The sequence below is a fragment of the uncultured Aquincola sp. genome, from assembly GCF_964001545.1.
Classification (GTDB): Bacteria; Pseudomonadota; Gammaproteobacteria; order Burkholderiales; family Burkholderiaceae_C; genus Aquincola.
This window is the reverse complement of sequence record NZ_CAXFDV010000857.1, coordinates 1-2,217: the sequence shown is the minus strand read 5'-3', so window position 1 is coordinate 2,217 and position 2,217 is coordinate 1. Positions and strand designations below refer to the sequence as shown.

Sequence of the window (2,217 nt, the reverse complement as noted above, 5' to 3'; positions counted from 1 at the left end):
GGGCTGATGAAGTGGTTCTTCTACCCCGGCTTTACCGCGCGCACCGGCGGCCTGCTGCGCGAGCGGGGCCTGGCCGAGGCGCAGGCCGCCTTCGACCGTGATGCCTGGCTGGCCGGCCTGGGGCTGCAGCGGCGGCCGGGTGAGCGGGTGGTCAGCCTGTTCGCTTATCCCTCCGCGCCCTTCGGCGAGTTGCTGCAACGGCTGGACGACCAGCCCACGCTGGTGCTGGTGTGCGCCGGCTCTTCGCAGGCCGCCGCGCTGGCCCAGGCGCCGGCCGCGCCGCGCCACCTGCGGCTGCACGCCCTGCCCTGGCTCAGCCAGCCCGACTTCGACCGGCTGCTGTGGAGCTGCGACCTCAACTTCGCGCGCGGCGAAGACTCCATCGTGCGGGCCATGTGGGCCGGCGCGCCCTTCGTGTGGCACATCTACCCGCAGCACGACGATGCGCACGTGGCCAAGCTGCAGGCCTTGCTGGACCGCATGGCGGCGGTGGACGGCGCGGTGGCCGCCATGGACGGTCGGGTGGCTGCGCCACGGCACGCGCTGTGGTGGGCCTGGAACGGCCTGGGGCCCTGGCCCGATGCGTGGCCGCCGATCGTCGACTGGCGCGCCGCCAGCCAGCGCTGGCGCCAAGCCCTGCTGCTGCAGCCCGACCTGGTGACCCAGCTGCTGCAGTTTTGCGCGGCCAAGGCCGGCAGGCTAGAATAGCGGGCTCTGCGTGGCACTGCGACCAGCCTGTAACACCGGCTGGCCACAGCCGCCCGCGCGACACGGCGTCGCGATCTGCCGCAAAACCGATACGCAATGCTTCGCAAGCTGCAGAAGTGCCAGCGCCACCCGCACACCGGGCCGGCGCAGCGCCCAGGCGGCAAGCGACGCCCACCGAACCAAGAGAGCCGCTATGAAACTCGCACAGGAAATCCGCGCAGGCAACGTCATCATGCAGGGCAAGGACCCGATGGTGGTGCTGCGTACCGAATACAGCCGCGGTGGCCGCGGCGCTGCCACGGTGCGCATCAAGATGAAGAACCTGCTGAACGGCGGCGGGGCCGAAGTCGTCTTCAAGGCCGACGACAAGATGGACCAGATCATCCTGGACAAGAAGGAGTGCACCTACACGTACTTCGCCGACCCGATGTACGTGTTCATGGACTCCGAGTACAACCAGTTCGAGGTGGAAGCCGAGAACATGGGCGACGCCATCAGCTACCTCGAAGACAACATGCCCGTGGAAGTGGTGTTCTACGACGGCAAGGCCATCTCGGTCGAACTGCCCACCACCGTGGTGCGCGAGATCGAGACCGAGCCGGCCGTCAAGGGCGACACCTCGGGCAAGGTGATGAAGCCTGCCAAGATCGTCGGCACCGGCTTCGAGATCTCGGTTCCGCTGTTCGTGGAAAGCGGCGACAAGATCGAAATCGACACCCGCACCCACGAATACCGCAAGCGCGTCTGAACGCGATGCACGCAGTGGCCACGGCCAGCCTGCAGGATCAAGGGCACCTCGGTGCCCTTTTTTCATGGCGGCGGCGATGACGGCGAGCGATGCGCTGGACTTGCTGCGCGCCGCCGGCCTGCCGGCGCGCTGGGCGGGGCAAGAGCGCTTCGTGCTGCTGGCGATGGGTGGCCAAGCCGATGTGCTGCTGGCCGCACTGCGACAGGCCTGGGAAGGCGATGCGCAGCGTTGCCGGCGGCTGCAGGTGGTGCTGCTGCTCACCGCGGCGCAGCCTTTGGCGGCTGGCGCGGGGGTGAGTGTGCCGGGGCTTCAGCGGCTGCCCATGCCTGCGCTGGCCGATGGCAGCAGGCTGACCGTCGACCTCTTGCAACCGCCCGGGCTGCAGGCCGGCAACTCCCACCACCAGGTGCTGCGCGAAGGTTTGCGCGCGCTGCGCCTGCAGGCCGATGCGCTGCTGCTGGCCGGCCCCGGCTGGGACGACCACCTGCTGCGCCGGCTAGGCAGCCTGGCAGCGCCGCAAGCCACGCTGGCGGCCGCGGTGGCCGCGACCACGACGGACCTTTCAAAAGGCCTGCGCGCCGCGGGCTTCGTGGTGGAAGCGGCTTCGCAAACTCTGCTGCAGGCGCGTTATGCGCCCCGCTTCGTGCCCCGCGTGCAGGACGTCACCGGCCCGGCCGCCCAGCCGGGCGACGAGGTGCTGGTGCTGGGCGCCGGGCTGGCCGGCGCCGCCTGTGCGCAGGCCCTGGCCCGCGCGGGCCTGC

2 protein-coding genes and 1 pseudogene are annotated in these 2,217 nt (G+C 70.2%); all 3 read left to right on the top strand.

Features of this window, described 5'->3' with window-relative positions:
• Nucleotides 1-708: elongation factor P maturation arginine rhamnosyltransferase EarP (gene earP / locus ABNT58_RS29540; RefSeq protein ID WP_348756918.1), on the top strand; the 708-nt coding region annotated here is incomplete at its 5' end.
• Nucleotides 709-901: 193 nt separating this feature from the next.
• Entirely contained in the window at nt 902-1,456 is a 555-nt protein-coding gene (gene efp / locus ABNT58_RS29535) for an elongation factor P (RefSeq protein WP_250195648.1), read from the top strand.
• Between the two features lie 76 nt (nt 1,457-1,532).
• Nucleotides 1,533-2,217, top strand: a pseudogene (locus ABNT58_RS29530) (hypothetical protein); the annotation flags it as partial.

Bases quoted from the DNA above. Each gene is read 5' to 3' on its own strand.
- efp (WP_250195648.1), top strand. From the start codon at position 902: ATGAAACTCGCACAGGAAATCCGCGCAGGCAACGTCATCATGCAGGGC.